Origin of the sequence: Streptomyces sp. NPDC002779 (assembly GCF_042888685.1) — a bacterium.
Lineage (GTDB): Bacteria > Actinomycetota > Actinomycetes > Streptomycetales > Streptomycetaceae > Streptomyces.
Map to the genome: position 1 here is coordinate 816,364 of NZ_JBIAQC010000001.1, position 23,307 is coordinate 839,670.

General features: G+C 72.1%; 22 protein-coding genes. 10 read left to right on the forward strand and 12 right to left on the reverse strand.

Annotated features, from left to right (window positions below):
- Nucleotides 1-264: 264 nt before the first annotated feature.
- From ACFYW5_RS03670 to ACFYW5_RS03690, 5 genes are all read right to left on the reverse strand, one after another.
- Nucleotides 265-1,410 carry a hypothetical protein gene (locus ACFYW5_RS03670; RefSeq protein WP_389415290.1) on the reverse strand — a complete coding sequence of 382 codons (1,146 nt, stop codon included), beginning with the start codon at nt 1,408-1,410 and terminating at the stop codon, nt 265-267.
- Entirely contained in the window at nt 1,410-2,084 is a 675-nt protein-coding gene (locus tag ACFYW5_RS03675; protein ID WP_389415291.1) for an RNA polymerase sigma factor, read from the reverse strand. Before ACFYW5_RS03675 ends, ACFYW5_RS03670 begins: the two co-directional genes overlap by 1 nt.
- Nucleotides 2,085-2,422: 338 nt before the next feature.
- Complete coding sequence (locus tag ACFYW5_RS03680) at nt 2,423-3,226, reverse strand: hypothetical protein (protein WP_389415292.1); 804 nt, start codon at nt 3,224-3,226, stop codon at nt 2,423-2,425.
- Between the two features lie 169 nt (nt 3,227-3,395).
- Nucleotides 3,396-4,013 carry an RNA polymerase sigma factor gene (locus ACFYW5_RS03685; RefSeq protein WP_389415293.1) on the reverse strand — a complete coding sequence of 206 codons (618 nt, stop codon included), beginning with the start codon at nt 4,011-4,013 and terminating at the stop codon, nt 3,396-3,398.
- 136 nt (nt 4,014-4,149) lie between these two features.
- Complete coding sequence (locus tag ACFYW5_RS03690) at nt 4,150-4,581, reverse strand: hypothetical protein (RefSeq protein WP_389415294.1); 432 nt, start codon at nt 4,579-4,581, stop codon at nt 4,150-4,152.
- 232 nt (nt 4,582-4,813) lie between these two features.
- Between ACFYW5_RS03690 and ACFYW5_RS03695 the strand changes: the two genes are divergently transcribed.
- On the forward strand, nt 4,814-7,477 hold the full coding sequence (locus ACFYW5_RS03695; RefSeq protein WP_389415295.1) for an FG-GAP-like repeat-containing protein: 2,664 nt from the start codon (nt 4,814-4,816) through the stop codon (nt 7,475-7,477).
- Between the two features lie 128 nt (nt 7,478-7,605).
- Here ACFYW5_RS03695 and ACFYW5_RS03700 read toward each other — a convergent pair whose 3' ends face one another.
- The 4 genes from ACFYW5_RS03700 to ACFYW5_RS03715 all read right to left on the reverse strand — a co-directional run bounded on the left by ACFYW5_RS03700 (nt 7,606) and on the right by ACFYW5_RS03715 (nt 11,018).
- On the reverse strand, nt 7,606-8,013 hold the full coding sequence (locus ACFYW5_RS03700; protein WP_389415296.1) for a hypothetical protein: 408 nt from the start codon (nt 8,011-8,013) through the stop codon (nt 7,606-7,608).
- A 70-nt stretch (nt 8,014-8,083) separates the two neighbouring features.
- Complete coding sequence (locus ACFYW5_RS03705) at nt 8,084-8,650, reverse strand: hypothetical protein (protein ID WP_389415297.1); 567 nt, start codon at nt 8,648-8,650, stop codon at nt 8,084-8,086.
- A 97-nt stretch (nt 8,651-8,747) separates the two neighbouring features.
- On the reverse strand, nt 8,748-9,248 hold the full coding sequence (locus ACFYW5_RS03710; RefSeq protein ID WP_389415298.1) for a hypothetical protein: 501 nt from the start codon (nt 9,246-9,248) through the stop codon (nt 8,748-8,750).
- Nucleotides 9,249-9,356: 108 nt separating this feature from the next.
- Nucleotides 9,357-11,018: a glycoside hydrolase family 20 protein gene (locus tag ACFYW5_RS03715; protein WP_389415299.1), complete on the reverse strand. Its 1,662-nt coding sequence runs from the start codon at nt 11,016-11,018 to the stop codon at nt 9,357-9,359.
- A 154-nt stretch (nt 11,019-11,172) separates the two neighbouring features.
- On the opposite strand from ACFYW5_RS03715, the gene ACFYW5_RS03720 reads away from it, so the two are divergent.
- The 7 genes from ACFYW5_RS03720 to ACFYW5_RS03750 all read left to right on the forward strand — a co-directional run bounded on the left by ACFYW5_RS03720 (nt 11,173) and on the right by ACFYW5_RS03750 (nt 17,027).
- Nucleotides 11,173-11,748, forward strand: a complete 576-nt coding sequence (locus ACFYW5_RS03720; RefSeq protein WP_389415300.1) for a 2-oxo-4-hydroxy-4-carboxy-5-ureidoimidazoline decarboxylase — start codon at nt 11,173-11,175, stop codon at nt 11,746-11,748.
- A gap of 170 nt (nt 11,749-11,918) precedes the next feature.
- Nucleotides 11,919-12,299 carry a succinate dehydrogenase, cytochrome b556 subunit gene (gene sdhC, locus ACFYW5_RS03725; RefSeq protein ID WP_308293287.1) on the forward strand — a complete coding sequence of 127 codons (381 nt, stop codon included), beginning with the start codon at nt 11,919-11,921 and terminating at the stop codon, nt 12,297-12,299.
- Between the two features lie 5 nt (nt 12,300-12,304).
- Entirely contained in the window at nt 12,305-12,787 is a 483-nt protein-coding gene (locus ACFYW5_RS03730) for a succinate dehydrogenase hydrophobic membrane anchor subunit (protein WP_250077920.1), read from the forward strand.
- Between the two features lie 19 nt (nt 12,788-12,806).
- A complete protein-coding gene (gene sdhA, locus ACFYW5_RS03735; RefSeq protein WP_389415301.1) occupies nt 12,807-14,561 on the forward strand; it encodes a succinate dehydrogenase flavoprotein subunit in 1,755 nt (584 codons plus the stop codon).
- Nucleotides 14,561-15,322 (forward strand): succinate dehydrogenase iron-sulfur subunit, encoded by a 762-nt coding sequence (locus ACFYW5_RS03740; RefSeq protein WP_389415302.1) that lies wholly within the window; start codon nt 14,561-14,563, stop codon nt 15,320-15,322. The genes sdhA and ACFYW5_RS03740 overlap by 1 nt, the downstream gene beginning before the upstream one ends.
- 160 nt (nt 15,323-15,482) lie before the next feature.
- Entirely contained in the window at nt 15,483-15,893 is a 411-nt protein-coding gene (locus ACFYW5_RS03745; protein ID WP_389415303.1) for a VOC family protein, read from the forward strand.
- A 150-nt stretch (nt 15,894-16,043) separates the two neighbouring features.
- Nucleotides 16,044-17,027, forward strand: coding sequence for a trypsin-like serine peptidase (locus tag ACFYW5_RS03750; protein WP_389415304.1), 984 nt, complete (start codon nt 16,044-16,046; stop codon nt 17,025-17,027).
- 77 nt (nt 17,028-17,104) lie between these two features.
- Here ACFYW5_RS03750 and ACFYW5_RS03755 read toward each other — a convergent pair whose 3' ends face one another.
- Nucleotides 17,105-19,489 carry an MMPL family transporter gene (locus ACFYW5_RS03755; protein WP_389415632.1) on the reverse strand — a complete coding sequence of 795 codons (2,385 nt, stop codon included), beginning with the start codon at nt 19,487-19,489 and terminating at the stop codon, nt 17,105-17,107.
- Between the two features lie 167 nt (nt 19,490-19,656).
- Between ACFYW5_RS03755 and ACFYW5_RS03760 the strand changes: the two genes are divergently transcribed.
- Complete coding sequence (locus ACFYW5_RS03760) at nt 19,657-20,346, forward strand: response regulator transcription factor (protein WP_389415305.1); 690 nt, start codon at nt 19,657-19,659, stop codon at nt 20,344-20,346.
- The gene (locus ACFYW5_RS03765) at nt 20,343-21,785 is read left to right on the forward strand and encodes a sensor histidine kinase (protein WP_389415306.1); all 1,443 of its coding nucleotides are present in this window, start codon (nt 20,343-20,345) and stop codon (nt 21,783-21,785) included. Before ACFYW5_RS03760 ends, ACFYW5_RS03765 begins: the two co-directional genes overlap by 4 nt.
- 30 nt (nt 21,786-21,815) lie before the next feature.
- Here the strand turns inward: ACFYW5_RS03765 and ACFYW5_RS03770 are convergent, their stop codons facing one another.
- Both ACFYW5_RS03770 and ACFYW5_RS03775 read right to left on the reverse strand, forming a co-directional pair.
- Nucleotides 21,816-23,039, reverse strand: coding sequence for a metallophosphoesterase (locus ACFYW5_RS03770; RefSeq protein ID WP_389415307.1), 1,224 nt, complete (start codon nt 23,037-23,039; stop codon nt 21,816-21,818).
- Between the two features lie 18 nt (nt 23,040-23,057).
- Nucleotides 23,058-23,300 (reverse strand): SCO4848 family membrane protein, encoded by a 243-nt coding sequence (locus ACFYW5_RS03775; protein ID WP_389415308.1) that lies wholly within the window; start codon nt 23,298-23,300, stop codon nt 23,058-23,060.
- Between the last annotated feature and the right edge of the window lie 7 nt (nt 23,301-23,307).

Consider the following 23,307-nt stretch of genomic DNA (forward strand, 5'->3'; position numbering starts at 1 on the left):
AGTGTGCGCGCCGGTGCGGACCGGCTACAGGGTCGGGGGCCCGGGGTGGGGGGGGGGGGGGGGGGGGGGGCCGGGGGCCCCCCCCGCGCCAGGTGCACGAGCCGAAGGTACGGGGGGAACCCCGGCTCCGTGCGACGGCCGATGACCAGTCGGCTCACTGAATACTGCGCCGGGATCGGCGAAAACGTCACACCCCGCGCGAAAAAAGTTCCGCGGTTTACAGAACCGCAGCTCAGCGGGCGTGTCGTAGCACCCGCGCGGGGATCACGGCGCGGTGGACGGCGGGCTCGGTGAGACGTCCAGAGCGTCCGGTGCCACCGGGGAATCGGAGCGGTCCGGCACGGGGGTCCCGGGCGGCGACGAGGGCGTCCCGGTGGTGGTGCCGTCGGTGCGCCGGTGGTCCTCGGGGCGGCTGTGACCGTTGCCTTTCCCCTTGTCGCGGCCGCCCTCACCGCGGCCCCGGTCGCCCTTCTCGTCCTTCTCGTCCTTCTCGCCCTGGTCGCCCTGGTCGTCGTCCTCGTCCTGGCCGCTGCCCCGGCCGGCGTTCTCCTCCCGGCCGTGGGACTTGCCCTCCCCCGACCCGGACTCCGACCCCGACCCGGACTCGGACCCCGACCCGGACCCGGCCTCGCCGAGCAGTCCCTTGCAGTAGGTCCACACGCGCGCGGAGCCGCCCGCAGCGGCCTCCAGAGCCCGCCTGCTGTCGTCGGCGAGCCGCTTGCCGGCGCTGACGTCACGGCAGGCCGCGACGGCGGCGCTCTTGTGCTTGCCGCCGCTCCACCGGTCCTTGGGGTCACCGTTCGCGGCGCCGGGGTCGGTGCCGTCGCCCCCGGTCTCCCGCGAGGTGTCCGGGTCCGGCGCGGCCCCGCCGGACGTCCCGTCGGGCACGGACTCGCCCTCCACGGCGTCCTCCGGGGACGGCGACTCCTGCGGGCGCTCGGGCGGCACGGCGGCCGAGACCGACGCGGCGGGCTCCGGTGCGCCGCCCTCGAACGGCGTGGGCAGGACTCCGGTTCCGGCCGCGACCGCGACGCCGCCGACCATGCCGACCGCCAGCGCGGCGGCCAGACCGAGGCGCACCGGGCGCGCCCAGCGGGGACTGCGGGCCCCGGGCGGGGGCGTGCCGATGCGGACGAGGCCGGCGTCGCCGGAGTGCGGCCGGGAGCCGTGGCCGGGGGTCGCGGGGGCGGCGGCGGACTCGGAGCGGGCGGCGCGGAAGGCGGCCAGCGCGGCGGCCTCGCCGGGGAGTTCGGCGGAGGTCGCAGGGGGTTGGGCGGTCAGGGCCTCAAGCGCCTTGGCGAGGCGTTCCGCCCGGTCGCGGTCGGCCGCGTCCACAGCTTCCAGTGGCTCCCCGCTCAGCAGACGTTCCGCCGTCCTCCGGTCCAGCCACCTGTACTGCTCGTCGGCCATCACACATCCTTCTGCGTCCGCGCACGCGTATGCGTCACAGTCGCGGACGTCACGGCGCGGCCGCGCGGTTCTCGCTGGGGCGGCAGGGCGGCGAGGACCCCGGCCGATTCCGGATCGTTCTCCGAAGGGTCGCCGAGCAGTTCGGCGAGGCGTTTGAGACCCCGGTGCGCCGCCGTGCGGACCGCGCCCGGGCGCTTGCCCAGCGTCTCCGCGGCGGTCTTCGCGTCCAGGCCCACCACCACGCGCAGCACCACGGCCTCGGCCTGGTCCTGCGGCAGCCGGGCGATCAGGGAGAGGGTGCCGTCGGTGGCCAGGGCCTCGATGGCCTCGCCCGCGGTGTCGCACTCGGCGGCCCGGCCGGTCAGTTCGGTCTCGTCGCCGCCGATCGCGGGGCGGCGGCCGCGCATGCGTATGTGGTCCAGCGCGCGGTTGCGGGCTATCCGGGCGGCCCAGCCGCGGAAGCGGTCCGCGTCCCCGCTGAAGCGATCCAGGTCGCGCGCTATCTGGAGCCAGGACTCCGACGCCACGTCCTCGGCGTCCGGGTCGCCGACCAGCGTCCGTACGTAGCCGAGCAGCCGCGGGTGCACCGAGCGGTACACAGTCCGGAACGCGGTCTCGTCCCCGTCCTGTGCCGCAAGCACCGCGGCCGTCAGCTCCGCGTCGTCCCCCAGCACTCGGTACCTCGGTAGATGGTCGGTGGATGGCCCCGGCTCGGCGGCCCGCCGCCGGTTTCAGTGATCGTTCAACTTCCCCGTGCGACGCGAAAGGCACGTTACGACCTGAAACCGCTGCTCGTCCATGTCCGGACAAGGGGCGGCGGGCCGGGGACACATCGGGGTGTGACAGAAACCGCACTCATGGCGCTGTAGGAAATACGGGCCGCCGCGCGGCCCGTGCCGCGCGACGGCCGGGGCCTCTCCTGTGGGGGGTGGCGGCCCCGGCCGTTGCTTTGGCGGGGGCCCCAGGTGGCCGAATCAGCGGGCCGGTGAGGACAACTCCCGGCCGACCGGTGTCAGTTCTTCTTGCCCGGCTTGTTGTCGCTCTTGCCGGAGCCGTTGTCGGAACCCGAGCCGGAACCCGAGCCGGAGCCGGTCCCGGTGCCGTTGCCCGTGCCGGAGCCGGAGCCCGTACCGGTGCCGTTGTTGCCCGTACCCGTGCCGTTGGTCTTCCCGGCGCCCGGCTTGCTCTGCGCCGTCGCCTCCGCGAGTCGCTGCGCGCAGTACGCGGCCACCTTCTCCGCGCCGCCCGCCGCCTCGGTCAGCCGCTGCCAGGCCGGGGCGTCCAGCGCTTTGCCGTTGCCCCGGACCCGCTCGTAGGCCCGGCACTTGGCCTCGGTGTCCGCGGCGGCGGACGGACGGTCCCGGGGCGCGGTGGCGGTGCCGGAGGCCGTGGCTCGGGGCTCGGGGTCCGGGTCGGCGGGAGCGGCGGACGGCGGGGGCGTGCCGGGGCCGTCGGAGGCGTCCGAGGAGGAACCGGCCGTACCGATCGCCGCGAAGGCGGCCCCGCCAAGGGCGAGGCTCGCGACGAACAGCGAGAGCGTGGCCCGCAGCGAGCGCACGGAACGGCCGCGCGTCCGGGGCCGCCAGTCGTCCCGGCGCCGGGTGCGGGTCCGGTGCGCGCCCGCCTCCCGGGCGGCCCGGAACGCGGCGACGGCACGCCGCTCGCCCTCGGCGTCGACAGCGGCGGGGCGCATCGCGGCGGCGAGCAGGGCCTCCAGGTCGGGCCGGCCGGCGTCCACGGGCGGGCCGGACGGGGTGCCGTGCGGGTGCGCGGGCCGACGGTCGGCGGTGCCGCCGTCGCTCAGCTGTTCACCCATGTCCGTTTCCGTTCCTGTCCGACCTGACCGATCCGGGGCCCATGGTCCCGCTGGATCCTGTGTGGCCCGTGGGGCCCCTGCGGGCCGCGCGCCCCGAGGGGTACACGGCGTCCGCGACCTGTGGAGGCGCGGTGCTCCCCCCGTGCTACGCCCGCGCTCCCCGCTCCGTTCATTTCGACTCCCCCAGCGTCCGGGGGCCGTCATCCGTCACACCCTCGGCGCCCAGCTGGCTCGCCAGGCGCTTCAGACCCCGGTACGCGGCGGTGCGCACCGCGCCGGGACGCTTGCCGAGCACCCGGGCGGCCGCCGGGCCGTCCAGGCCCACCACCACCCGCAGCAGCACGGCCTCGGCCTGGTCGCGCGGCAGCCCCCGGACCAGCTCCAGGGCGTACTCGGTGGAGATGGACTCCAGTGCCTGCTCGTGCGTGCTGTGCGGGCCCGGCAGATCGAGTACGTCCTGATCGGTCGCCGTCGACCGGGGCCGTACCCGCTGCCGGCGCAAGTGGTCCAGCGCCCGGTGCCGGGCGATGGTCGCGCTCCAGCCGCGGAAGCCCGCCCCGTCGCCCTTGAACCGGCCGAGGTCGCGGGCGATCTCCAGCCAGGCGTCGGAGGCCACGTCCTCGGCGTCGTCGCCGACGATGCCGCGCAGATAGCCGAGGAGTCCGGGCTGCACGATGCGGTAGGCGACCGCGAAGGCCGCCTCGTCACCCTCCTGCGCCCGCGCGACGGCCGCGCCCAGCTCCCCGTCGTGCGCGTGCCCGCGACGGGGTTCCGCTCCCTGGCCCAACTACTGTCCTCGTCCCGCCGAGTTCATGGCCGGACCGCACCCCCCGGCACGGCTCCGTCCTCTGCCCACGCCCCTCATGGTCAACAGCGCCGGGCCGCACAGAAGTGTCACAGCGGCCGCCGTAATCTCGTGCGGCTCATGCGGCGGCCCGCCGGACCCGGCCGGGCAGGGTGAGGTAGAAGGTGTGCAGGGACTCCTCGGGGCCGCCCGCGTCGAAGCGGTTGTGGACCTTGCCGAGCGGGTTCCAGACGCGGCCGTCCGGCATCCGTACGCCGACCGGCTGGCCGAAGTAGGCGCGCTGGTGGGCGTCGAAGTCGACCCAGACGGCGCCCGCCCGGCGCACCAGCACCTCACCGACGTACGCACCGAGTCCGAAGAGCGTCTCGCGGGCGCGTTCCTGGTCGGCGCCGCCCTTGCGCAGGCCGTCGATCAGGAAGTCCACGACGCGCAGGCTGGCCACCGAGTAGTCGAGCGGCAGCCGGTTCCGGGCGGTGACACCGGCGACGAAAGCCGCCGTGAGCCCGCGCATCGCGTTCGCGTGCCCTCTTCGCTCGTCCCCCTGGTCCATCGGCCGACCCCTCCCGTCGATCCACGGGGGAACGTCTGCGAATCCCCCACAGCATCCAGCGGATTCCGGCACATCGGCATCACACGTCACGGCTGTGCTCATGCACACACAGAAAAGTCATGAGGTCGTACAACCCTTTGCCCGGGTGATGTTTGAACCGGACTCAACGCTGACAGGAGAGCGCGCCTGTTACAGGTGTGGCGATCGTGTCCAATCTCTAGGGGTGGGGTAGTTGAGTCCTCGTAGGACCCATGCGTACAAGCCGATCGGTCTCCGGCGGCGGGCCTGGCTGACCGTCGGGGCGGTGGTGCTGAGCGGAGCGGGTGTCGTCACGTATGCGATGGCGGACCAGCCCGTGTCGTCCGACGACAAGGCGGGCGAGCGCGAGCCCGCCGTGCACACGCTGAAGCTCGAGAACGAGGGCTCGGGCCGCAAGGGCCTGGACAAGCGGGAGACCGAGCAGTTCAGCGCGGTGGTGGTGACCTGGGACGACCCCGAGGCCGAAGCCAAGGGCACGCCCGAGGTGCGCACCCGGGACATCGAGACCGGCGCCTGGTCGCCGTGGCGCGAGCTGGTCCCGGAGCCGAGCCAGGCGGACGGCGCCGAGGCCGAACGGGCCGCGCTGCGGGGCGGTACGGAGTCGGTGTGGACCGGCGCGTCCGACGGCGTCGAGGTGCGGGTGGTCGACTCCGCCGGCACCGAGGTCGGCGGGCAGCCGGCCGGCATGGACGTCAAGCTGCTGGACCCGGGCACGGACCCGGAGGGCGGGGTGGAGCCCGCGGCCTTCGCGGTGGAGGAGTCGGCCACGCCCGCGGTGACACCGTCGGACAGCGCCTCGGCCTCGGCGTCGGTCACCCCCAGCGCCTCGACCTCCCCGTCGGCGACGCCCGGTTCGTCGACTTCCGCGTCGGCGACGCCCGGTTCATCGACTTCCCCGACCCCGACGCCCACGGTCCCGGCGCCCCGTCCCTCCACGGTGGTGAAGCCCCCGATCATCACGCAGGCCGAGTGGGGCGCGTCGACGGACTACAACGGCACGCCGAGCTATGGCACCGACATCAAGGCCGCCGTCGTTCACCACACCGGCGTCGACAGCGACAACACGCTGTCCTGCGCCGAGTCCCGGGCCCGGATGCGCACCATCCAGCAGGCGCACTTCGGGCAGGACTACTTCGACATCGGCTACAACTTCGTCGTCGACAAGTGCGGTCAGATCTTCGAGGGCCGCAGCGGCGGCATGGACCTGCCGGTGACCGGCGCGCACGACGCCGGGTTCAACACCGACACGCTCGGCATCTCCTACATCGGCAACTTCGAGTCGGCCAAGCCGACCAAGGCCGCCCTCGACGCCATCGCCCGGGTCGTGGCCTGGAAGTTCGGGATGTACGGCATCGACCCGGCCGGCAAGGTCACGCTGACCTCGCGGGCCCCGCTCAACTACAGCGGCAACAGGGTCGCCGAGGGCACGCAGATCACGCTGCCGCGCGTCTTCGGGCACAAGGACACCAACGCCACGGCCTGCCCCGGCCTCAACCTGTACCCCAAGCTCGGGCAGATCGCCTCGCTGGCCAGGACGCCGGGCATCTCGCACGCCCTGGCCACCACCGACTACAACCGCGACGGCGTCAGCGACCTGGTCGCCGGCACCCCGAAGGCCAACCGCGTCACCGTGGTCCCGGGCGGCACCGACGGCCCCGTCACCGCGTCCCGGACCGGCTTCACCCAGAACAGCGCCGGGGTCCCCGGCACCTCGGAGTCCGGTGACTCCTTCGGTGCCGCGACCGCCTGGGGCGACGTCAACGGCGACGGCCACGCCGACCTCGCGATCGGCGCGCCGGGTGAGGACGACACCAGCGGCAACGCCGACCGCGGCCAGGTCACGGTGATGTACGGCCCTGCCCTCACCACCGGTTTCTCGTACACCACGACCGGCGTCACCGCGGCCGGCGCCAAGCTCGGTTCGGCCGTCACCGTCGGCGACTTCAACGGCGACGGCCAGGCCGACGTCTTCTCCGCCGGCACCGGCAAGGGCGGCAACTACCACGTCCGGCTGACCGGCGCCGGCACCACGTACGGCACGCTCACCTCCGCCACCGGCGCCGTCGCCCACCTCGACGCCACGACCGGCGACTTCAACCGGGACGGTTACGCGGACGTCGCCCTCAACTACCGCGACACCGGCGGCATCGGCCGGATCGTCCGCTTCGCGGGCTCGGCGACCGGTCTGACCAAGGCCGGGGTCCTCTCGGTCAAGGGCGGCCGCTCCATAGCCGCCGGTGACTTCAACGGCAACGGCTACGACGACATCGTCATCGGCCAGCCGGTCGCCTCGGAGTCGGGTGCCGTCTCGGGCGGCCAGATCACCATGCTGTTCGGCACCTCGACCGGCTTCACCACCACCGGCATGAAGGTCATCCACCAGGACACCTCGGGCGTCCCGGGCGGCAACGAGTCCGGCGACTCCTTCGGCATCTCGGTCTCGGCGGGCGACCTCGACGCCGACGGCTACGCCGACGCCCTGGCCGGCGCCCGCGGCGAGGACCTCACCCGCAGCGGCGTCAGCCACGCCAACGCGGGCTCCGTGGTCCTCGTCAAGGGCAGCCCGACGGGCCTGACCGGCTCGGGCTCGGCGGCGATCTCGCAGGACACCACGGGCGTCCCCGGCGCCGCGGAGGCGGGCGACCTGTTCGGTACGTCGGTGACGCTGACCGACCTGTCCGGCTACGGCCGCGCCGACCTCACCGTGGGCGCGAACGGCGAGGACGGCACGGACGGCGTCCTGCTGCACATCCCGAGCAACAGCACGGGCATCGGCTACGGCGACTCGCTGATCTACAGCAAGACCACCCTGGGCACGCCGACCGACGGCGGGCTCGGGCAGGTGCTGGCGCCGTAACGGCGGCACAGCGAAGCGGCCGGGCCCACACCACTGCGTGGGCGCCGGCCGCTTTCGTCGTTCCGTCAGCCCGGTTCCGCAGGCGGGTGCGCAGCCGCAGGGCGAGGACGCTCAGGCCGGCGGCCATGTCACACGCGTTCCGCGGTACAACCTCCGCGCACCGCGTCCCGGCACAGCAGGCGCAGCGACCCGTCCCCGGTGAAACACCGGCGGGCCTCCTCCAGGGGGTCCCACAGCTTGCCGTCGGGCGTACGTATCCAGTGGTCGCCGCCGGACGACCACCACTCGGCGCCGCACTGACGGACGATCACCTCACCGGCGTACGCGCCGAATCCGCGCAGCACGCACTCCACGGCCGCCGGCGGGGTGCCCTCCCGGCGCAGATCGTCGATCACCCGGTCCAGCCGCCACAGGCTCTGCGCCGAGTAGTCGAGACGCAGCCGCGCCCCTTCACGCATCGTCGAAACCACGTCCGCCGCCCACCGCACCGGCTTCGCCGCAGCGGAGGGCCTGGTCTGCTGCTCTGTCGTCGTCACACCGACAAGAGCGCGGCGGCGCGGGGTTTCGTCACCCCGCAGCTGTGCGGGAGCGATGGTCGCGAGCCCCTCAGACACGGCCCCGCGCCCGCCGTGACACCACCGCGCGCAGCACCCGCCGCCCCTCGGTGGACACCTCCAGCGCCGGCCGCAGCCCGCCCGCGCCGTGCCCGGCGAGCAGCTCCAGGACGGTGATCTGGCGCCGCAGTTCGGCGGCGACGAGCGGCGACATGCCCTGCGTGCGGCCTTGGCGGCGGGCGTCGACCGAGGACGCCTCGTCGGCGACCAGGTCGAGCATCCGGTGGATCTGCAGCGAGGCGACCGAGCAGGCGTCCGCCCACACCCGCACCTCGGCGGCCGCGTGGCGGGCCGGGACCGCCTCCAGCATCCGGCGGGCCAGCCGTACGGCCTCGTCCGCGGCCTGGGTCGGCGCGTCCGCCCCGCCGCCGAGCGTGTCGCGCACCTGGGCGAGGCGGTCGGTCCAGTCGTCGCCGGAGGGGTCCGCGAGGCTCGTCCACAGGGGCCGCAGCAGGTCGTCGTCACCGCCCAGCAGGGGGACGCACCGATCCAAACAAGCCAACCCGCTTGCGGCCAGTCCGCGTTCGTCGGCCTGAGCGATCAACTCCACCAGGCTCATCCACGCCTCCCTCTTGCGGGCCTTTGTGGGGCTCCACCGGGGCACCTTCCTCACGGAGCCCGCACTTCCCCTTACTGCGTGCGACGCCCCAGGAGTGTCACAGGGGCACCACTCCGAGCCGGTCGAGCATCCGGAAGAAGAGGTTTTCGGCCAACGGATCGGGGTCGGCGCCGAACACGTCGAGCAGCGGTCCGGCCGCCACGGTGTGCCCGGCCTCGGCCGCCCAGGCGACGGCCCGCTCGGCGGCGCCACGGGGCTCCAGGAAGTAGTCCTCCAGGACGAGCCCCTCGCCCGCGCCGAGCCGCTCGGCCATCGCCGCCCGCCCGAGGCAGGCCGTCCACGCCCCGCTCTCCGGGCCCGCCGCCTCCACCACCGCGCAGTCGCTGTCCATGACGTACCCGAACAGCGCGGGCTCCCCGGTCTGATGGGCGAGCTCGTGCATGTTCCCGACGTCGCCCTCACCGCCCGGGTACTCCCAGACCTGCCAGCCGCCCGGCGCCTCCTGGCGCAGGGTCAGCCCCGGCGCGCCGGCCAGCGCCGCCAGCTCCGCGAGCGGCCGCTCGGCACGCCCCACGACGAAATACCCCCAATAGCCCATCTTCGTTCCCCCAGGCTTTGTTGCTTCGACTCGGGCCGAATACACCACAGCCGTACGCCCGTTCGCAGCCGGATCGGACGATCCGGCTCCCGGGCGGGCATCGGGGCCTCAGCCCAGGCGGTCGCCCAGCGCCTTGAAGTCCGCCCAGGACTGCCGGGGCGTGCCCGGGTTCCAGAGCTTCTCGACGGTCGCCCGCAGCGGCATCCGGATGCCGGCCGCCACCTGGTCCTGGGTCTGGGAGTTCGCGAGGTCGCACCAGACGGCGAAGGACCCGCCGAGGATCTGGTCGTCGTACTGCGCCGCCACCGCCTGGGTGCCGCGCAGCACGCGCGGCGTCCACTGCTCGTAGATGCGCTGCCCGGTCGGATAGACGAAGGTCTGCGGCTCCCCGAGGACGTAGTACAGGAACTCGTCGTTGTAGTTGATGACCTGCCGCCCCTCCGCCAGGTACTCCGCCGGGGGCCGGGCGCCGATCTCCTTGCCGGTCCAGTAGGCGACCACGATGTCCTCGTCGGCCTTGACGGAGGTGCCGCGGAAGAAGCCGTCGTTCCAGGCCCGGGGGTACTTGTCGTGGACGCGGACCGTGTCGGCGCGGTCGTTGAGCCAGCCGGTGGTCAGGTCCTCGACGGTCGCCCCGGAGCCGTAGGCCTCCCGCGCCGCGGTCGCGAGCTGCGGGTAGGACGCCTCGGGGTCGGCGACGGTCAGCGCCCGGTACTCGTCACCGCCGAGATGCCACGGGCCGCCCGGGAACAGCTCGGCGTACTCGTTCAGCAGGTCGTCGACGATCTCGGCGGACTCGTCCTGGGAGATGTCGATCGCCCCGCGCGTGGCCGCGCCCGAGGCGTTGCGCAGCTGGAGGCCGGGGTGGGCCGCGAGCACCGCCCCCAGATGCCCCGGGGAGTCGATCTCGGGCACGACGGTGATGTGCCGCTCCGCCGCGATCCGGACGATCCGCCGGACCTGGGCCTTGGTCAGATGCGGATCGGAGACGACCTCGGGGTGCGAGGAGGACTCGATCCGGAACGCCTGGTCGTCGGAGAAGTGCAGCCCCAGCTGGTTGAACTTCAGGTCCCCCAGCTCCCGGACCCGGTCCTCGATCCACTCGGCGGTGAAGTTCTTGCGCGCGATGTCCAGCATGAACCCGCGCACCTTCTTCGCCGGTTCGTCCCGTACGACCCCCTCCGGCGCCGTCCCCCCGCCGTGCACCGCCTGCTTCAGCGTCCGGGTGCCGTAGAACACGCCCGCGTCGGCGGGCCCGCTGATGTTCACCCGCCCGCCGCGCACGGTCAGCGCGTACGACTCCGGATCGGCGCCCTCGTCGTCGTTGAGCGACAGCCTTACGTCACCGGCCCGCACGTCGTCCTTCTCGCCCGCGTAGGTCAGCCCCAGCTCCTCGGCGACCAGCCGCCCCTCGTCCGCCAGGTCCGCGTCCCCGACGACCACCCGCCCGCCCCGCTCGGGCCGCCACCCCGGCCCACGTGCGGGCGCGTGCGAGCGGACCGCCGGAATGGTCCGGGGGGTGCGGGACAGCGCGTACGACGGGCTGGGGCTCGGCACCGGCGCCGCCGCGGAGCGGGACGCCCCGGCCGACCGGGACGTGGCCTCGCCGGACGGCTGCCGCACCGCGGCCCCCGTGGGCCCGGCGGAGCCGCCGCCGTCGCCGGAGGCCCACACTCCGAGGCCCACGCCGAACGCGGCGACCAGGGCCCCGACCAGGAGGGCTCGCTGTCCGACCTTCTTCTCCGGCGCCCGGCGCCTGTGCTGGCTCACCCGGCCAACCTACGACCGGCGAGCGCGGTACGCGTCCACCACACGTTCCGAAACTCTCCCGTTCGGCTGAAATTCGGTCCTCGGTCGGACGACTCAGGTGCCCTGTCGATACCGTGGCGACACATCTCTCACAGCATCCCCTGCCGAAACACACGTGACGCCCACACACCTCCCTGGCCGAGTGGCCGTACCCCACCAGCAGCGCGGCACCACCCTGGAGCGCTTCAACACGGCATGCGCCGACGAGCTCCGGCACACCCTCCTGACCTGCCTGCGCAGCCTCCGCTGGGCCCACCGCATCACGGCCCACCGGCCCTACCCGACCCCGGAAGCCCTGCTGGCCGCGTCGGACGAAGCGGCGTACGACCTGACCCCGGCGGACCTGACGGAGGCGCTGGCCGGCGAGACGCTGCCGGTGCTGCCGGAGGACGCGTACTCGGCCGCCCACACGGCACTGGACGCCGCGAATGCCGCCTACGAGGCGAAATTCGGCCATGTGTTCGTCATTTGCCTCGACGAGGTGCCGCCGAACGAGTGCCTGGACCACGTCCTGACGGCCATCCGGTCACGATTGACAAACGATCCGGAGGAGGAGCGGGTGGTGGCCTGGGAGGAACTCCGCCGCCTGGCGAGAGGACGCTTGCTGGACTCCCTGAGGGGCGCGGGGAACTGCGCGACCAGCCACAACGCACCCGCACTCGGCACACAACAGGACACACCGCCCACGTAGCCGCCCGCGCTCACCCATATGCGTGCCACTTTGATCACACCGACAGGCCCGGCGTAAGCATCCCGACAGCGCGTCGCTACGATGCTGGGGGCCGGAGGACCGTACCCGGCCGGGCCCGACCGACAGCACAAGCCGGCGCGGCCCCAATCCCCGCTCCCGGAGGGACTTCCGTGCCGGCTGGAACGCTGTACCGCGGCCGGGAAGGAATGTGGTCCTGGGTGGCTCACCGAGTCACCGGCGTCCTCATCTTCTTCTTCCTGTTCGTTCACGTACTGGACACCTCTCTCGTGCGTGTCTCCCCCGAGACCTACGACGAGGTCGTCGCGACGTACAAGACGCCGATCATCGCGCTGATGGAGTACGGGCTGTCCGCCGCCGTCCTCTTCCACGCGCTCAACGGTCTGCGCATCATCGCCGTCGACTTCTGGTCCAAGGGCCCGCGCTACCAGAAGCAGATGCTCTGGGCCGCCGTCGGTCTGTGGCTGGTGCTGATGCTGGGGGCGATCTACCCCCTCCTCGGCCACGCCGCTCGTGAACTGTTCGGGAGCTGACGCCCATGTCCACGACTGAGAAGACCGCGTCCGGAATCGGCCCCGTCGAGGGCCCCTCCGGTTACGACGTCGACAACCCGGCGCCCTACATCGAGGCCCCGCGCAAGCGCACCAAGAACACCCCGAAGTCGACCCGGGGCAACTTCGAGATGGCCGCCTGGCTCTTCATGCGGCTGTCCGGCATCGTCCTGGTCGTCCTGGTCATCGGCCACCTGCTGATCCAGCTGGTGCTCGACGGCGGCGTCTCCAAGATCGGTTTCGCCTTCGTGGCGGGCCGCTGGGCATCCCCGTTCTGGCAGGTCTGGGATCTGCTGATGCTCTGGCTGGCGACGCTGCACGGCGCCAACGGCCTGCGCACGGTCATCAACGACTACGCGGAGCGCGCGAACACCCGGCTGTGGCTGAAGGGCCTGCTCTACACCGCCACGGTGTTCACCATCCTGCTGGGCACGCTGGTGATCTTCACCTTCGACCCGAACATCCGCTAGGCACGGGGCTGCGAGAATCATGAAGATCCACAAGTACGACACCGTCATCGTCGGCGCCGGTGGCGCGGGCATGCGCGCGGCCATCGAGTCCACCAAGCGCAGCCGCACCGCCGTGCTCACCAAGCTCTACCCCACCCGCTCCCACACGGGCGCCGCGCAGGGCGGCATGGCCGCCGCGCTGGCCAACGTGGAGGAGGACAACTGGGAGTGGCACACCTTCGACACGGTCAAGGGCGGTGACTACCTGGTCGACCAGGACGCCGCCGAGATCCTGGCGAAGGAGGCCATCGACTCGGTCCTCGACCTGGAGAAGATGGGCCTGCCGTTCAACCGCACCCCGAACGGCACCATCGACCAGCGCCGCTTCGGCGGTCACAGCCGCAACCACGGCGAGGCCCCGGTCCGCCGGTCCTGCTATGCCGCGGACCGCACCGGCCACATGATCCTCCAGACGCTGTACCAGAACTGCGTCAAGCAGGGCGTGGAGTTCTTCAACGAGTTCTACGTCCTGGACCAGCTGATCACCGAGGTGGACGGCGTCAAGCGCTCCGCCGGTGTGGTGGCGTACGAGCTGGCCACCGGTGAGATCCACGTCTTCCAGGCGAAGGCCGTCATCTATGCCTCCGGCGGCTGCGGAAAGTTCTTCAAGGTGACGTCGAACGCGCACACCCTGACCGGTGACGGCCAGGCCGCCGTCTACCGGCGCGGGCTGCCGCTGGAGGACATGGAGTTCTTCCAGTTCCACCCGACCGGCATCTGGCGCATGGGCATCCTGCTGACGGAGGGCGCCCGCGGTGAGGGCGGCATCCTCCGCAACAAGGACGGCGAGCGCTTCATGGAGAAGTACGCGCCGGTCATGAAGGACCTCGCCTCCCGGGACGTCGTCTCGCGCTCCATCTACACGGAGATCCGCGAGGGCCGCGGCTGCGGTCCCGAGGGCGACCACGTCTACCTGGACCTCACCCACCTCCCGCCGGAGCAGCTGGACGCCAAGCTCCCGGACATCACCGAGTTCGCGCGGACCTACCTCGGCATCGAGCCCTACACGGACCCGATCCCGATCCAGCCGACCGCGCACTACGCGATGGGCGGCATCCCGACCAACGTCCAGGGTGAGGTGCTCGCCGACAACACGACCGTGGTCCCGGGCCTGTACGCCGCCGGCGAGGTCGCGTGTGTGTCGGTGCACGGCGCCAACCGGCTGGGCACCAACTCGCTGCTGGACATCAACGTCTTCGGCAAGCGCGCGGGCATCGCCGCCGCCGAGTACTCCCAGAAGGCCGACTTCGTCGAGCTGCCGGAGAACCCGGCGGAGCTGGTGCTGGCCCAGGTGGAGAGCCTGCGCACGTCCACCGGCACCGAGCGGGTGGCGACGCTGCGCAAGGAGCTGCAGGAGACCATGGACGCCAACGTCATGGTGTTCCGCACCGAGCAGACGATCAAGACGGCGGTCGAGAAGATCGCCGAACTGCGCGAGCGCTACCGGAACGTGTCGATCCAGGACAAGGGCAAGCGGTTCAACACCGACCTGCTGGAGGCCATCGAGCTGGGCAACCTGCTCGACCTCGCCGAGGTCATGGCCGTCTCCGCGCTCGCCCGCAAGGAGTCCCGCGGCGGTCACTACCGCGAGGACTACCCCAACCGCGACGACGTCAACTTCATGCGCCACACCATGGCGTACCGCGAGGTGGGCGACGACGGCACGGAGTCCGTACGTCTCGACTACAAGCCGGTCGTCCAGACCCGCTACCAGCCGATGGAGCGTAAGTACTGATGGCAACCCCCGTTCTGGACAAGGTGGAGGCGGACTCCGCCGCCTCTCCCTACATCACCGTCACCTTCCGCGTCCGCCGGTTCAACCCGGAGGTCTCGGCCGAGGCGACCTGGGAAGACTTCCAGCTGGAGATCGACCCCAAGGAGCGCGTCCTCGACGGTCTGCACAAGATCAAGTGGGAGGTCGACGGCACGCTGACCTTCCGTCGCTCCTGCGCGCACGGCATCTGCGGTTCCGACGCCATGCGGATCAACGGCAAGAACCGTCTCGCCTGCAAGACGCTGATCAAGGACATCAACCCCGAGAAGCCGATCACGGTCGAGCCCATCAAGGGCCTCACGGTCCTGAAGGACCTCGTGGTCGACATGGAGCCGTTCTTCCAGGCGTACCGCGACGTGATGCCCTTCCTCATCACGAAGGACACCAACGAGCCGACGCGTGAGCGGCTGCAGAGCGCCGAGGACCGCGAGCGGTTCGACGACACCACCAAGTGCATCCTGTGCGCCGCGTGCACGTCGTCCTGCCCGGTCTTCTGGAACGACGGCCAGTACTTCGGCCCGGCGGCCATCGTCAACGCGCACCGCTTCATCTTCGACTCGCGTGACGAGGCCGGCGAGCAGCGCCTGGAGATCCTCAACGACAAGGACGGCGTGTGGCGTTGCCGCACGACCTTCAACTGCACGGACGCCTGTCCGCGTGGCATCGAGGTCACCAAGGCGATCGCCGAGGTCAAGAAGGCGCTGATCACGCGCCGCTTCTGAGCTCCGCCGCGTTGGCCGAGGGCCCTGCTTCCGTCGCATCGGGAGCGGGGCCTCCGGGCTTTCCGGGGCCCTCTGCACCGTGGCCTGTCCCATGCGCCAACCGTACGAGCCGCCGCTGACAATCCCGGGATCCGGCCGATCATCCACCTACTCTGACTGTGTGTCAGATGACGAGTCCTACGAACTGCTCGGGTTCGACAACGTGCTGCTGCCCGTCGGTGACCTCGGTGAGGCCGTCGGGTTCTACGAACGCGCCGGGTTCACGACGGCGTTCCGGTTCGACGAGGCGGGGATCGCGCTGCTGAAGGTGGGCGGGGAGACCCCCGGCATCCTGCTGCGGCAGGAGGAGGGGCTGAACCACCGCCCGCCGCCCTGGCACGCCCCCCGTCTGTGGCTGGAGGTGCCGGACGCCCGCGCGGCCGCCCGCCGGCTCGCCGACGCCGGAATCACGCCGCTGGACGAGCCGTTCCCGGGGGCCACCGGATGGACCGTCGAGGTCGCCGACCCCTGGGGGAACGTCCTCGGCCTCACCGACTACACCAAGCGCCCGGCGCTCGGCCGACGCCCCTGAGGCGGACCCGCACCTGCCGAGGCGGACCCGCACCTGCCGAGGCGGCCGGTTTTCGACCACCGACTTGGCATGCACCCTTCCAAAATGGCGCTCAGGTGGGACGCTCCTGACAGCTTCGATCCACTCCGCACCCCTCACAAAGGAGTACGCGTGCGAGGCATACCTCGGATATCCCGCTCCCTCCTCGTCGGCGTCACCGCCCTGCTCACCGCCGCCGGGGCACTGGCCGTACCGGCGAGCGCCGGGCCCCGGTCCGACACCGGCGTCCGTCCGGTCACCCAAGCCGCGCAGGAGAGAGCCGCCGCGTTCTGGACCCCCGCGCGGATGCGGGCGGCCGAGCCGCTGGACCTGCTCCCGGTGAGCGGCCACCGCGGCACGGCGCCGGCCAAGGGCGCCCGGACCACCGTCCCGGCCACCGTCCCGGCCACCGACGCCGGCACCGGCATCCAGGCCTTCCCGCACGGCGGCGGCGCCTGGACCGGCGGCGGGGCCGTGGTCTCCACGGCGGGCCGGGTCTTCTTCACCTACCAGGGCCGTACGGCGTCCTGTTCCGGCAACGCCGTCACCAGCGCCAACAAGAGCACCGTCATCACCGCGGGCCACTGCGTGCGGATGGGCGGCGCCTGGCACACCAACTGGGTCTTCGTGCCCGGCTACCACGACGGCCAGTCCCCCCACGGCCGCTGGACCGCCACCAGGACCCTCGCCACCCCGCAGTGGACGGCGAGCGAGGACATCAACTACGACATCGGCGCCGCCGTCGTCGCCCCGCTGAACGGGCGGTCTCTGACGGACGTCGTCGGCGGACAGGGCCTCGCCTTCAACACGGGCTACAACCTGCGCATGTACGCCTTCGGCTTCCCGGCCGCGAGCCCCTACGACGGGGAGAAGTTCATCTACTGCTCCGGCAGCACCAGCCGGGACTTCCTGCTCTCCAACGACCACGGCATGACCTGCAACATGACCGGCGGCTCCAGCGGCGGCCCCTGGTTCACCCAGTTCAACGAGTCCACCGGCACCGGACTGCTGTCCTCGGTGAACAGCTTCAAGTACAACTTCCTCCCGAACCGGATGTACGGCCCCTACTTCGGCGCCGACGCGCAGAACCTGTACCAGGCGGCACAGTCGTCCTGATCCGCACCGGTCGGTGCACGGACTTCCTGCCGGGGATGACGCGGGTGACGCCGCCCCCGGCAGGAAGCCGTATCCGTTCAGTTGACCGCGTCGACCTCGCCCTCGGCGAGCTCCACGTCGTAGACCAGCGGCTCACCGTCCACCACCACGTGCCCCGCGCGCGAGCCGTGCGCCGAGGCCGTCGCCGCCAGCAGATAGGTGCCCGGCGCCGGGACCGAGACGATGTACGAGCCGTCCGCCAGGGAGGTCACCCGGTCCAGTTGGCGGCCGCCCTTGGACAGCAGGGTGACGGCCGCTCCCGGCACCGGGTCGCCGTCCGCGGTACGGATGAAGCCGTGCACCACCGAGGCACCGCCCTCGACCGCCGGCCGCTGCTCCAGCGCCTCCTCCTTCGGCTCGACCGCCAGATGCGGCAGCCGCTTCTCCAGACCGGCCGGCAGCCACCAGTTGGACTTGCCGAGCAGGAACATCGCGGCCGGCACCAGCGCCGTACGCAGGATGAACGCGTCCAGCGCCACCGCCGCCGCGAGACCGACGCCCGCCATCGCGCCCTCCATGTCACCGCTGAGGACGAACGCGGAGAACACGCAGATCATGATCAGGGCCGCGCAGTTGATGACCCGGCTGGTCTCCGCCAGGCCCACCCGCACGGCGCGCGCGTTGTCCTTGGTGTGCACCCATTCCTCGTGCATCCGGCTGACCAGGAAGACCTGGTAGTCCATGGAGAGGCCGAAGAGCAGCGAGAGCATGATGACCGGCAGGAACGACGTGATCGGGCCCTCCTTGCCGACGCCGATCAGTTCGGTGCCCCAGCCCCACTGGAAGATCGCCACCAGTACACCGAAGGACGCGGCGGCCGCGATCAGGTTCATCAGCGCGGCCGTCAGCGGCACGACCAGCGAGCGGAACGCCACCAGCAGGAGCAGGAAGCCCAGCGCGATGATCGCCGCGATGAAGTAGGGCAGCCGGTCCGAGGTCACCGACGCGAAGTCCTTGAACACGGCCGTCACACCGCCCACATGGGCCTCGACGCCCGCCTGGGCGATCACGTCGTCGCGCAGCCGGTCGATCAGCTGGTCGGTCTGCTCCGACTGCGGTGAGGTCGTCGGCACCACGTTGATCACCGAGACGCCGTTGGCGGGCGGTACGGCGGCCACCTGGGCCACTCCCTCGGTGGACTCGATGGCGGTGACGAGCGAGTCGGGGGCGGGGCCGTCCACGACGACCTGGAGCGGGCCGTTGACACCGGGTCCGAAGCCCTCGGCGAGCAGGTCGTAGGCCTGCCGGGTGGTCGTGGACTCCTGGTGGTTGCCCTGGTCGGTGGCGCCGAGCCGGATCGACAGCACCGGCAGCGCCAGCACCGCCATGACGACGAGGGCGCCCGCGGCGACCGTCCGCGGCCGCTTCTGGACGTACACCGACCAGCGCGCCGCGAGCCCGCTCGCCTCGTCCGGCTCCGGTCCCGTGGCGGCCAGCCGACGGCGCTGCCTGCGGCTGAGCACCCGCGGGCCGAGCAGGCCCAGCAGCGCGGGCAGCAGGGTGATCGCGGCGAGCACGCTGAGCACCACCGTCAGCGAGGTCGCGATGACCACGCCGTCCAGGAACCGCATGTTCATCACCAGCATGCCGGCGAGCGCGATGCACACCGTGCCGCCCGCGAACAGCACCGCACGCCCGGAGGTGTTCAGGGCCGTCACCGCGGCCTCCTCCGGCTTCATCCCGCGCAGGATGCCGCGCCGGTGCCGGGTCACGATGAACAGCGCGTAGTCGATGCCGACGCCGAGGCCGATCAGCGAGCCGAGCAGCGGGGCGACCTCGGGCACGTCCGTGACATGGCTGAGCAGCATCGTGGAGAGCATGCCGGTGCCCACGCCCGCGATCGCCACCACGATCGGCACCAGCATCGCGAACAGCGAGCCGAAGGCGAGGAACAGCACGACCGCCGCGGCGAGGATGCCGACCGCCTCGGCGGTGCCGGCCGGCGGCTCCTGCGTACGGGCGATCGCCTGTCCGCCCAGCTCCACCTGGAGTCCGTCCCGCTCGGCGGCCTGCGCGGTGTCGACGATGTCCTCGATCACCTCCTTCGGGATGGCGTTGGCCTGCTCCTTGAAGGTGATCTGGGCGTACGCGATCCGCCCGTTCTCGCTGACCTGCGGGTCGGTGACCTCACCGACCCCGTCCATCCCCGCGATCTCCTCCAGCGCGGGCCGTACGCGGCTCTCCACGGCCGCGTCCCGCACGGAGCCCTCGTCCACCTTCCACACCACCGTGTCGGTGTCTCCGGCGCGCTCCGGGAAGGCCTTCTCCATCAGGTCGTACGCGCGCTTGGAGTCCGTGTCCGGCAGGGAGAAGACGTTCGCGTAGTCCGTGCCCGCGGCGGAACCGCCGAAGCCCAGGCCGAACAGTGCCCCCACCCACAGCAACAGGACCACCAGCCGGTGCCGATAGCACCACCGTGCCAATGTCGCCACGCTCAACGCTCCTTCATCGGTCGTCGGTCGGTCCCCCAGGTCCTGCACACCACCATCGGGGCCGCCGCTCGCGCGCGGACAGCCGACGGGCTCGACTCTCAAGGAACTCCAAACCGGGAACCGGCCCGGTTGTCAGTGGTCGCGCCGATACTGGGCACATGACTACGGCTGTGGGCACCGTGCTGGTCGTGGAGGACGAGGAGAGCATCGCGGACGTCCTCGCCATCGCCCTGCGCTACCACCGGTTCGAGGTGATGACCGCGGGCACCGTCCGTGAGGCCCTGGCGCTCGCCGGGCGCACCCGGCCCGATGTGGCGCTGCTGGACGTGATGCTGCCGGACGGCGACGGCCGCGCCCTCGGCCGTCAGCTGCGCGTCCATCAGCCGGAGCTGGCGCTGGTCTTCCTCACCGCCCGCGACTCGCCCGCCGAGATCGTCGGCGCCCTGGGCTTCGGCGACGACTACATCACCAAGCCCTTCGACATCGACGTGGTGATCGCCCGCGTCACCGCCGTCCTGCGCCGCACCCGCGCCGCCGACGTCCTCCCCCAGCGCCCGCCGCTGCGCTACGGCGATCTGGAGCTGGACGAGTCGACGTACTCCGTGCACCGCGCGGGCCGCACCGTCGAGCTCACCCCCACCGAGTACGCCCTGCTGCGCTTCCTGGTCCGCAACGGCGGCCGGATCGTGCCCAAGGAGCAACTGCTGCGGCACGTCTGGCAGTACGAGCACACCCCGCCCGAGTCGACCGTCGTGGAGACCTACATCAGCTATCTGCGCCGCAAGCTCGACACCCTCGGACCGCCCGTCATCACCACCCGCCGGGGCGTCGGCTACGGACTGGCATGAGGTTCCGGTGCCTGGGCCGGGGGCATCGCGGCATCCACTCGCTGCGCGCCAAGCTGACCCTGGCGAACGTGGCCCTGCTGGCCCTGGGCATCGTCGCGGCGACCGCGATCAGCCTGATGGCCGCCCGCCACTATCTCCTCGACAAGATCGACTCCGAGCTGCTCGCGACCCGCACCACCCTGCAGAACGCCGGGTTCAGCATGCGCCAGATCGAGTCGCTCGGTGAACTGGGCATCGCCATGGACCAGTTCGCGGGCAGCGGCGCCGAATCCCTGCCGAGTTCGACCGGGTCGGTCTTCGTGGCCGTCGACCGCGCGGGCCGGCCCGTCTCCCTGGGCCCGCTGGCACCGACGGCACGGCAGCGTTCGGTGGCCGCCGAGGTCGGTGATCCCACGGTCCTGGCCGCCGCGGCGGAACCCCGGGACATCGAGGTGGAGGGCACCCCGTACCGGGTGGTCGCCGCCCGCCTGTCCGACGGTCCGGTGGTCCTGATCGCGATCTCCACCGACGCCCTGCACGAGGGCATGGCCAAGGCGCTCAAGCTGGACCTCGCCTTCGGCACCCTGCTGCTGGCCCTGCTGGCCTGTCTGACCCTGTTCAGCGTCAGCCGCAGGATGCGTCCGCTGGAGGACATGGTGGAGACCTCCTCGGCCATCGCGGAGGGCGACCTGACCCGCAGAGTGCCCTCCAGCCGGGACGCCACCCTGGAGGTGGAGCAGCTGCGGCTGGCCCTCAACTCCATGCTCCACCAGGTGGAGTTGGCCTACCGCACCCGTGAACGCAGCGCGGCCCAGCTCCGCCGCTTCGTGGCGGACGCCTCGCACGAACTGCGCACCCCGCTGGCGGCGATACGCGGCTATCTGCAGCTCTACGACAAGGGCATGCTCAGCGACCCCGACCAGCGCAAACGGGCCTGGGAGCGGGTGCTGGCGGAGGCCGACCGGATGGGCCGCCTGGTGGACGAGCTGCTGTGCCTGGCCCGCCTGGACCAGCAGCCCGAACTCCGGTTCCGCAACGTGGACATCAGCCGGCTGGTCCGGGACGCGGCGGAGGACCTGCGCGTCCAGCAGCCGGAGCGTCCGGTGACGGTGTCGGCGGAGGGCGCCCTCCTGGTCCGGGCCGACGAGTCGGGGCTGCGGCAGGTGGTGGGCAACCTGACCGGGAACGTCCGCACGCACACGCCCGTCGACGCCCCGGTCCACCTCGCGGTGGAGCGGGCGGACGGTGTCGTGCGGATGCGCGTGGCGGACCGGGGCCCAGGGCTGGCCCAGGAGGACGCGGCCCGCATCTTCGACCGCTTCTTCCGGGCCGGAGGAGGCGCGGGCAGCGGCCTGGGCATGGCGATCGTGCAGGGGGTGGTGAAGGCGCACGGGGGCGAGGTGGCGGTGGACACGGCGCCGGGCGAGGGGCTGACGGTGACGGTGACCCTGCCGATGTGAGGGGGCGGGGTGCCGTCGACAGACCCCGGATCAGGCCTGCCTGGAGGCCAGTTGGATGACCGTGATGTCCGACTCGGCCCCGACTCGCGTGGGCGGGCCCCACGCGCCGGCGCCGCGGCTGACGTAGAGCTGAGTGTCGCCGTACCGCTCCAGGCCCGCCAGGGTCGGGTTGGCGCCGGCCGCGACGAGGTTGCCGGGCCAGAGCTGGCCGCCGTGGGTGTGGCCGGAGAGCTGGAGGTCGACGCCGTGCTCGACGGCGTCGTGGATCTGCACGGGCTGGTGGGCGAGGAGCACGCACGCGCGTGCCGGGTCGCGGTCGCCGAGCGCCTTGGCGAAGTCGGGGCCCTGGCCCTCCTCCTCGCCCGCGATGTCGTTGACTCCTGCGAGGTCGAACCAGGGCAGTTCGGTCCGGGCGTTCTCCAGCGGGAGCAGACCGAGGCGCCGCACCTCCTCGACCCACTGCTCGGCGCCCGAGAAGTACTCGTGGTTGCCGGTGACGAAGTAGGCGGGGGCGTCGAGGCCGCGCAGCGGGGCCACGGCCGGGGCGAGGTCCCGCACGCTGCCGTCGACGAGGTCACCGACGACGGCGACGAGGTCCGGCCGGGTGGAGTTGATGGTGTCGACGACCCGTTGCGCGAAGCCCCTGCCGAGGACCGGGCCCAGGTGGACGTCGCTGACGACGGCGATGCGGTAACCGTGGGCCGCGCGCGGGAGCTTGGCGAGCGGGACGGTGACCCGCTTCACGCTCGGCCCGTTCAGCACGCCGTACGTGCCGATCCCGACGGTCCCCACGGCCGCCGCCGCGGCGGCGCCGCCGATGACACGGGAGACGAACAGGCGGCGGGAGGGGGCGGCCACCAGCAGCGGGCCCTCGGGCTCGGGCGAGGAGGGCGCGCCCACCGGCACCGGCTCGGCCTGCCGCACGGGCGCCTCGGCGGGCTTGCGGCGCTCCAGCAGGCGGCGCAGCAGCGGTCGTAGGGCCTCGCCCGCCAGCAGGGCCAGCAGCAGGTACATCGAGAGCGCCAGCCACAGGAAGCCCGGCCACGCCAGCACCTGCTGCAGCCAGAAGGGCGCGCCGGTGCGCTCGGCCACCAGGGCGGCGAACGCCAGCAGCCAGCCGCCGGCGATCAGCGCGGCGCCCGCGCGGCGGACCCAGCCGGGGCCGCTGGAGGTGTCGCGGAACAGGCGGCGCCACACGTACCAGTTGGCGGTCACCATGACCGCCAGGACGAGCACCACGAAGACGATGACCACGAAGTCGTATCCCTCTGCCTATGACGTCCGGCGCAATGCGCGCACCCCGCGCAACCCGATGGCCCCGACAACCGTCCCCAATACGAAGGAGACGACCGCGAGCAGCAGGTGCACCCAGAAGTAGCCCGTCGGGTCGCCCGCGTCGTCGAACGCGAGCCCGCTGCCGTCCTTGACGAGGTTCTTGACGAAAGTGATCCAGATGAACCAGCTCCACACCCCGAAGGCGAGCAGGAACCAGGAGACGGGGCGGCTGAGCTTCATACGTTCA

Excerpts from the sequence above, each read along its gene's own strand:
- ACFYW5_RS03670 (WP_389415290.1), bottom strand. The coding sequence starts at position 1,410 with ATGGCCGACGAGCAGTACAGGTGGCTGGACCGGAGGACGGCGGAACGT.
- ACFYW5_RS03680 (WP_389415292.1), bottom strand. The coding sequence starts at position 3,226 with ATGGGTGAACAGCTGAGCGACGGCGGCACCGCCGACCGTCGGCCCGCG.
- ACFYW5_RS03690 (WP_389415294.1), bottom strand. The coding sequence starts at position 4,581 with ATGGACCAGGGGGACGAGCGAAGAGGGCACGCGAACGCGATGCGCGGG.
- ACFYW5_RS03705 (WP_389415297.1), bottom strand. The coding sequence starts at position 8,650 with ATGAGCCTGGTGGAGTTGATCGCTCAGGCCGACGAACGCGGACTGGCC.
- ACFYW5_RS03710 (WP_389415298.1), bottom strand. The coding sequence starts at position 9,248 with ATGGGCTATTGGGGGTATTTCGTCGTGGGGCGTGCCGAGCGGCCGCTC.
- ACFYW5_RS03730 (WP_250077920.1), top strand. The coding sequence starts at position 12,305 with ATGTCCACGACTGAGAAGACCGCGTCCGGAATCGGCCCCGTCGAGGGC.
- sdhA (WP_389415301.1), top strand. The coding sequence starts at position 12,807 with ATGAAGATCCACAAGTACGACACCGTCATCGTCGGCGCCGGTGGCGCG.
- ACFYW5_RS03740 (WP_389415302.1), top strand. The coding sequence starts at position 14,561 with ATGGCAACCCCCGTTCTGGACAAGGTGGAGGCGGACTCCGCCGCCTCT.
- ACFYW5_RS03760 (WP_389415305.1), top strand. The coding sequence starts at position 19,657 with ATGACTACGGCTGTGGGCACCGTGCTGGTCGTGGAGGACGAGGAGAGC.
- ACFYW5_RS03765 (WP_389415306.1), top strand. The coding sequence starts at position 20,343 with ATGAGGTTCCGGTGCCTGGGCCGGGGGCATCGCGGCATCCACTCGCTG.
- ACFYW5_RS03775 (WP_389415308.1), bottom strand. The coding sequence starts at position 23,300 with ATGAAGCTCAGCCGCCCCGTCTCCTGGTTCCTGCTCGCCTTCGGGGTG.